This window comes from Curtobacterium sp. MMLR14_002 (genome assembly GCF_001864975.1).
In the GTDB taxonomy this organism is placed as follows: domain Bacteria; phylum Actinomycetota; class Actinomycetes; order Actinomycetales; family Microbacteriaceae; genus Curtobacterium; species Curtobacterium flaccumfaciens.
Genome location: NZ_MJGT01000013.1, coordinates 74170 through 81482, shown reverse-complemented (window position 1 = coordinate 81482; position 7313 = coordinate 74170). Strand labels below are relative to the sequence as shown.

At 67.0% G+C, this 7313-nt stretch carries 7 protein-coding genes and 2 tRNA genes; 2 read left to right on the top strand and 7 right to left on the bottom strand.

Features of this window, described 5'->3' with window-relative positions:
* Positions 1–59: 59 nt before the first annotated feature.
* Positions 60–704 carry a gamma-glutamyl-gamma-aminobutyrate hydrolase family protein gene (locus BIU91_RS02890; protein ID WP_071404138.1) on the bottom strand — a complete coding sequence of 215 codons (645 nt, stop codon included), beginning with the start codon at positions 702–704 and terminating at the stop codon, positions 60–62.
* Between the two features lie 81 nt (positions 705–785).
* Between BIU91_RS02890 and BIU91_RS02885 the strand changes: the two genes are divergently transcribed.
* Positions 786–1040 carry a cell division protein CrgA gene (locus BIU91_RS02885; RefSeq protein ID WP_071404137.1) on the top strand — a complete coding sequence of 85 codons (255 nt, stop codon included), beginning with the start codon at positions 786–788 and terminating at the stop codon, positions 1038–1040.
* Between the two features lie 348 nt (positions 1041–1388).
* Here BIU91_RS02885 and BIU91_RS02880 read toward each other — a convergent pair whose 3' ends face one another.
* Both BIU91_RS02880 and BIU91_RS02875 read right to left on the bottom strand, forming a co-directional pair.
* Positions 1389–2243 carry a rhomboid family intramembrane serine protease gene (locus tag BIU91_RS02880; protein ID WP_071404136.1) on the bottom strand — a complete coding sequence of 285 codons (855 nt, stop codon included), beginning with the start codon at positions 2241–2243 and terminating at the stop codon, positions 1389–1391.
* A 7-nt stretch (positions 2244–2250) separates the two neighbouring features.
* Positions 2251–2790, bottom strand: coding sequence for a peptidylprolyl isomerase (locus BIU91_RS02875; RefSeq protein ID WP_027466924.1), 540 nt, complete (start codon positions 2788–2790; stop codon positions 2251–2253).
* A gap of 115 nt (positions 2791–2905) precedes the next feature.
* On the opposite strand from BIU91_RS02875, the gene BIU91_RS02870 reads away from it, so the two are divergent.
* Positions 2906–3481 carry a hypothetical protein gene (locus BIU91_RS02870; protein WP_051597033.1) on the top strand — a complete coding sequence of 192 codons (576 nt, stop codon included), beginning with the start codon at positions 2906–2908 and terminating at the stop codon, positions 3479–3481.
* A gap of 458 nt (positions 3482–3939) precedes the next feature.
* Here BIU91_RS02870 and BIU91_RS02865 read toward each other — a convergent pair.
* From BIU91_RS02865 to gyrA, 4 genes are all read right to left on the bottom strand, one after another.
* Positions 3940–4012, bottom strand: a tRNA-Ala gene (locus BIU91_RS02865).
* Positions 4013–4068: 56 nt separating this feature from the next.
* Positions 4069–4145, bottom strand: a tRNA-Ile gene (locus tag BIU91_RS02860).
* A 75-nt stretch (positions 4146–4220) separates the two neighbouring features.
* Positions 4221–4628: a DUF3566 domain-containing protein gene (locus BIU91_RS02855; protein ID WP_027466922.1), complete on the bottom strand. Its 408-nt coding sequence runs from the start codon at positions 4626–4628 to the stop codon at positions 4221–4223.
* Entirely contained in the window at positions 4621–7278 is a 2658-nt protein-coding gene (gene gyrA / locus BIU91_RS02850; protein ID WP_071404135.1) for a DNA gyrase subunit A, read from the bottom strand. Before gyrA ends, BIU91_RS02855 begins: the two co-directional genes overlap by 8 nt.
* Positions 7279–7313: the final 35 nt, after the last annotated feature.

Genomic DNA, 7313 nt, shown 5'->3' with positions numbered 1-7313 from the left:
GCCGCCGGATCCGGCGGCGTCTCGATGACACGACGGCGTCTGCCGCCACGGAACGTTCGTCAGGCGCGGTGCGTCGCGATGAGCGGCCCGAGGTCGGCGGCGCGCTCAGCTGCGCCGGACAGCCCGGTGGTCTCGAGCCAGTTGCCGACCATGCGGTACCCGCCCTCGGTCAGGACCGACTCCGGGTGGAACTGCACGCCGAACACGGGGTGCGCGCGGTGCTGGACGCCCATGATGACCCCGCCCTCGGTGCGCGCAGTCACGGTGAGCTCGTCGGGGACGGTGCCGTCGACGATCGCGAGCGAGTGGTACCGCGTGGCCGTGAAGGGGTGCGGGACACCTGCGAAGAGCGCGCTGTCGTCGTGGTCGACCTCGGAGGTCTTGCCGTGCATGAGCTCCTCGGCGTGCGTGACCGTGGCGCCGAGCGCCTCCGCGATGGCCTGGTGTCCCAGGCAGACGCCGAGCAGCGGGGTCTCGGCAGCGATGGCCGCGTGCACCGTGGGGATCGAGACGCCGGCAGCCGCCGGTGTTCCCGGACCGGGCGACAGGAGCACGCCGTCGTACTCCGCGATGCGGTCGGCGATCTCGGACTTGGGGAAGGCATCGTTGCGCACGACGTCGGTCTCAGCGCCGAGCTGCTGCACGTACCCGTTGAGCGTGTAGACGAAGCTGTCGTAGTTGTCGACGACGAGGATCCTGGTCATGGCGGTTCACCGTACTCGTGGGGGATGTGTGCGGCGGTCCGCGGGCCGATCCACACACGTGGTCACGGTAGGATACCGGCCATGGCCAAGGACAAGGACCGCACCAAGCCCGCCCGGACGACCCGAGCTGACTCGGTCGACACCGCGGGGGACGCCCCCAACCCGGTGTGGTTCAAGCCGGTCATGTTCGGCTTCATGCTCATCGGTCTGGTGTGGGTGATCGTCTTCTACATCTCGAACGCCACGCTGCCGGTTCCGAGCCTCGGCTCGTGGAACATCGTCGTCGGCTTCGGCATCATGTTCGTCGGCTTCCTCATGACCACCCGGTGGCGCTGACCTCCAGCCCGCTGACCTCCCGACGCCCGTCGCACCGCAAGGTGCGGCGGGCGTCGTCGTTCTCCACAAGCTCAAGCATTCCGGGAACGCACATCCTCGAGGATCCGGCCGTTCTCCACACTTTTCCCCACTCTCCACACCGTCATCCACACCCCGACCCCGGAGTTATCCACAACCGATTCCACAGTGGGGATAATCACACTGGTGTAACTCACTGACTTCTCCACACCTGTGGATAACTCCCAGTGCCGCTGTGGACAGCTGTGGATGAGCAGGACGCGGGCAGCCCTGGGAACGACGAACGCCCCGCCGCAGTGCGACGGGGCGTTCGAGGAGCGTGTGGCGGTGTCAGCCGATCGTGACCGCGTACCCGACAGCGGTGAGCGCGATGCCGAGCACCGCCGCGCCGATGATCAGCGCGATCTGCAGCGGACGCTTCCGGATGTTGCGCGTCTGTGCGAAGACGAACCCCATCAGGAAGCCCCCGATGATCCCGCCGACGTGCGCCTGCCACGAGATGTTGGTCCCGGGCAGGAACCCGATCACCAGGTTCAGCCCGATGATGACGAGGAGTTGCACGGCGTTGTTCCCCAGGCTGCGCTGCAGCACGAAGAACGCGGCGAAGAGACCGAAGATGGCGCCGGACGCTCCGACGACCCAGGTGCCCGGAGCGAGGAACGTCACGAGCATCGACCCGAAGATCCCGGTGATGAAGTACAGCGCCAGGAACCGCCAGGCACCGAGCATGTTCTCGAGCATGCGACCGAAGATCCACAGCGCCCACATGTTGAACAGGATGTGGAAGATGCCCGAGTGGACGAACAGGACGGTCACCACGCGCCAGGGCTGCGTCGGGAACAACAGCGAGTTGTAGGCGAACAGGCTCGAGAAGAAGCCTCCGCTCACCTGATCGAGCAACCAGATGGCGACCGTGACGGCCACGATGACGACCGTGGCCTTCTGGTCGAGCATCGCGAAGCGCCGCCGAGCGACCGTGAACCCGCTGGGGGCTCCGGACGCTCGGCGGTTCGCTGCGAACTGTGCGCGCTGTTCACGCACGCACTCCGGGCAGTGCACACCGACTGCCGCCGGCGTCTGGCACTCCGGGCAGATCGTCCGCCCACAGCGCTGGCAGAGCACGAAGCTCTGCCGGTCCGGATGCCGGTAGCAGGTGTTGTTCGGGTTGTACGCCTGGTCGGTCACGTGCTGGTCAGACGCCTTCGACGTCGATGCTCTGGATGACGACGTCCTCGACGGGCTTGTCACGACCGTCGGTCGGGACGCCCTCGATCGCGTCGACGACCGCGCGGGACTCGTCGTCGGCGACCTCACCGAAGATGGTGTGCTTGCCCTGCAGCCACGGAGTCGCCACCGTGGTGATGAAGAACTGCGAGCCGTTGGTGCCGCGGCCGCCCTGGATGCCGGCGTTCGCCATGGCGAAGATGTAGGGGTTCTGGAACGTGAGCTCCGGGGAGATCTCGTCGTCGAAGCGGTACCCGGGTCCACCGATGCCCTGGCCGAGCGGGTCGCCGCCCTGGATCATGAAGTCCTTGATGATGCGGTGGAAGATCACGCCGTCGTAGAGCTTGTCGGTCGAGACCTTGCCCGTGCCGGGGTGGGTCCACTCCTGCTGGCCCGTGGCGAGGTCGACGAAGTTCTTGACGGTCTTCGGTGCGTGGTTGCCGAACAGGTTGACGCGGATGTCGCCCTTGTTGGTGTGGATCGTTGCGACAGCGGTGTGCAGAGACATGTTCCGATTCTCGCATGTACTCCTGACCGCGGACGGATTGCACAGCTGCGGTTCCGTGACCTGTCAGGCAGTGTGGTGGCAGGATGGGGTCACGCCGATCCGATGGAGGTACCAGATGACGACGATCGAGATCCCGCGAAAGCGTCGGAAGCAGATCAAGAAGCTCAAGGGCCAGACCGCCTCGCTCCTCGGCGAGCAGCGCAAGGTCCTCGAGCACGCGAACGCGATCCTGGCTGAGGCCCGGTCGAACGCCGCGGACGCAGCTCGCAAGGACATCGCACCCCGCGTGCAGAACGCGATCGACAACGGGATCCGTCCCGCGTTCGCCACCGGCGTGCACGCTGCCACCTCGGCAGCGCAGAGCGCTTCGCACAAGTTCCAGTCCGAGGTGGTCCCCGGACTCGTCTCGACCGCTGGCTCGGTGCTGAGCGTGACCGACCTCGCGAAGGACCCCCGGGTCAAGAAGATCGTGAAGAACGCGCAGAAGAAGAGCAAGAGCGCGAAGAAGGCTGCCGCGAAGTACGTCCCGTCGCAGCAGAAGAAGGGTCTCGGCTTCGGCGGAGTCGCACTCATCATCGTCGGCGTCGTCGCCGTCGCCGGTGCTGCGTACGCCGCGTACCAGACGCTCCGCGCCGACGACGACCTGTGGGTCGCCGACGACGCTGACACGGCGGAGAAGCCCGCCGCCTGACCTCCCGGTTCGTACGAAGGGCCCCGGCTGCTGCCGGGGCCCTTCGTCGTTCTCCGGGCACGCACTGAACCTGCGCACCGCGTGCCGTGAACGCACCCACCCACCGACCTGGAGGCCCGCGCCGGCCTGGCCCGTGCCTCCCGTCCGCCATGCGCTCACGCAACACCCCCGGGGCAGCCACCGAGAGGTCACAACCTGTCGTCCGGAGGACGCGCAGACGACAGTTCCAGCCACCTCGGCGAACCACACGCGGCATGTCGTGACCACTCGACGAGATGCCGGCCGCACGGCGAGTGGAGGTCCCGGCAATCGCGGAGCGGCGCGTCGCCGAACGCGCGCAGACCAGCACGACGACCGAGCCGCCCGCAACGATCGCGCCGCAGGGGCGGCGGCGCGCATGGGCACAGAACGAAGCCCCTGGGCAGACGACGGAGTCGGCAACCAGGGGCTGATGCGAGTGGAGCCTGGGAGAATCGAACTCCCGACATCCTGCTTGCAAAGCAGGCGCTCTACCAACTGAGCTAAGGCCCCGAGTGCCACCGAGGTGATCGGCGGCGGGATGGAATTGTCGTGCTGTTCCGGAGAACTGGTGGGGCTACAAGGACTTGAACCTTGGACCTCTTCGTTATCAGCGAAGCGCTCTAACCGCCTGAGCTATAGCCCCTCAGACCGGATGAAAGCCTACCGTACGATCCCGCCGGAACGAAATCGAGCAGTGGGCCCATCCGGCCCGGGTGTGTCAGTTGTTCGTGAAGCCCACGAGCAGACCGCCCGTGATCCGAACACTGAGGTTGTAGAGCACGCTCACGATGGCGCCGAGCACGGTGCCGACGACCACGTTGAGGATGCCCACGACGATGGAGAACCCGAGGACCTGGCCCAGCGAGAACTGGTCCATGATCGAGTAACTGTTCTGCCCGGTGACGTCCTTCAACAGGGCGTCGACCTGGGTGAACACACCCGTCTGGTTGAGGATGACCCACACCAGTGCCGTGGCGACCACGATCACGATGCTGCCGGCCAGGGCGATGAGGAAGCTCAGCTTCACCATCGACCAGAAGTCGACGTAGACCAGTCGCAACCGCACCTGGCGGGTGCCGACGGGTCGCTTCGCCTTCTTCTGGAGCTTCTCGGCGACACTACTCATTGCTTGACTGGTCCTCTCCGGCCTCGTCTGCGACGGGCTCGGTGTCGATGGGATCAGTGGAATCCGGGGCCGCTTCGGCAGGGCTGACCGTCTCCACCGGGCCCGCGGGCTCGATCTCGGCGTCGTCCTGGTCGTCCAGGTTCCGCTCGGTGTTCCGGGCCACCGCGATGATCCGGTCGTTCTCCGCGAACCTCGCGAAGACGACGCCCATCGTGTCACGGCCCTTGGCAGGGACCTCGGCCACGGCAGACCTTACCACCTTGCCCGATTGCAGCACGACGAGCACCTCGTCGTCCTCGCCGACGATGAGAGCGCCCACAAGATCGCCTCGGTCGAGCGCCAACTTGGCCACCTTGATGCCCAGACCACCACGGCCCTGCACCCGGTACTGGTCGACCGCGGTGCGCTTGGCGTAGCCGCCCTCGGTCATCACCCAGACGAAGCCGTCGTCGGAGACGACGCGGGCCGCGAGCAGCGAGTCGCCGTCGCGGAAGGACATGCCCTTCACACCCGAGGTCGAGCGACCCATCGGACGCAGGGTGTCGTTCGTCGCCGTGAACCGGAGCGACATGCCCTGGCGGGACACCAGGAGCAGGTCGTCGTGCTCGTCGACGAGCAGCGCCTGCCGGAGCTTGTCGCCGTCGCGCAGGTTGATCGCGATGATGCCGCCGGTGCGGTTCGTGTCGTACTCGGTGAGCGCGGTCTTCTTGACCAGACCGTGCTCGGTCGCGAGGACGAGGTACTGCGCCACCTCGTAGTCGCGGATGTCGAGCACCTGCTGGATCTGCTCGTCGGGCTGCATCGCGAGGAGGTTCGCGACGTGCTGGCCCTTCGCGTCGCGGCCGGCCTCCTGCAGCTCGTACGCCTTGGCGCGGTAGACCCGGCCCTGGTCGGTGAGGAACAGGAGCCAGTGGTGCGTCGTCGTGACGAAGAAGTGCTCGACGATGTCGTCGGCGCGGAGCTGGGCCCCGCGGACACCTCGGCCGCCACGGTGCTGCGAGCGGTACTGGTCGCTGCGCGTGCGCTTGACGTAGCCACCGCGGGTGATGGTGACGACCATCTCCTCTTCGGGGATCAGGTCTTCCATCGACATGTCGCCGTCGTAGCCGAACATGATCTCGGTACGGCGGTCGTCGCCGAAGCGGTCGACGATCTCGCTCAGCTCGTCGCGGATGATCGAGCGCTGGCGGCTCTCCGATCCGAGGATGTCCTGGAAGTCGGCGATCTTGCGCTCGAGCTCTTCGGCCTCGTCGTGGATCTTCTGACGCTCGAGGGCGGCGAGACGACGGAGCTGCAGCTCGAGGATCGCGCGCGCCTGGATCTCGTCGACGGACAGCAGGTCCATCAGGCCGGTGCGGGCCTCTTCGACGTCGGGCGAGCGACGGATGAGCGCGATGACCTCGTCGAGGGCGTCGAGCGCAGCGAGGTAGCCGCGCAGGATGTGGGCGCGCTTCTCGGCCTCGCGCAGCCGGAACTGCGTGCGGCGGACGATGACGTCGACCTGGTGGGCGACCCATGCCGAGATGAAGCCGTCGAGCGGCAGGGTACGGGGCACCCCGTCGACGATCGCGAGCATGTTCGCGCCGAAGTTCTCCTGCAGCTGGGTGTGCTTGTACAGGTTGTTCAGCACGACCTTGGCGACGGCGTCACGCTTCAGCACGATCACCAGGCGCTGCCCGGTGCGGCCGGAGGTCTCGTCACGGATGTCGGCGACACCGGCGAGCTTGCCGTCCTTGACCAGCTCCGCGATCTTGATCGCCAGGTTGTCGGGGTTGACCTGGTACGGCAGCTCGGTGACGACGAGGCAGGTGCGACCCTGGATCTCCTCCACCGAGACGACAGCACGCATCGTGATCGAACCACGGCCGGTGCGGTAGGCGTCCTGGATGCCCTTGGTGCCGAGCACCTGTGCACCCGTCGGGAAGTCCGGGCCCTTGATGCGCTGCATGAGCGCGGCGAGCAGCTCTTCACGGGTGGCGTCGGGGTTGTCGAGCGCCCACTTGGCGCCCTCGGCGACCTCGCGCAGGTTGTGCGGCGGGATGTTCGTGGCCATGCCGACCGCGATGCCGACCGAGCCGTTGACGAGCAGGTTCGGGAACCGGGCCGGCAGGATCGCCGGCTCCTGGGTGCGGCCGTCGTAGTTGTCCTGGAAGTCGACGGTGTCCTCGTCGATGTCGCGGACCATCTCGAGCGCGAGCGGCGCCATCTTCGTCTCGGTGTACCGCGGAGCGGCGGCGCCGTCGTTGCCCGGCGAACCGAAGTTGCCCTGGCCGAGCGCGAGCGGGTACCGGAGCGACCACGGCTGCACCAGGCGGACGAGGGCGTCGTAGATCGCCGAGTCACCGTGCGGGTGGAACTGGCCCATGACGTCACCGACGACGCGGGAGCACTTCGAGAACGCACGGTCCGGGCGGTAGCCGCCGTCGAACATCGCGTAGATCACACGGCGGTGCACCGGCTTGAGGCCGTCGCGGACCTCCGGCAGGGCACGACCGACGATGACCGACATCGCGTAGTCGAGGTACGAGCGCTGCATCTCGAGCTGCAGGTCGACCTGCGAGATGCGGTCACCGGAGACGACGATGTCCCCGCTGTCGCCGTGGACGATCTCGGGCTGCTCGTCGGCGCCGTTCTCGTTGTCGTCAGCCATGTGGCTTCGTTCCCTTTCTGGACAGCCTGGAGGCT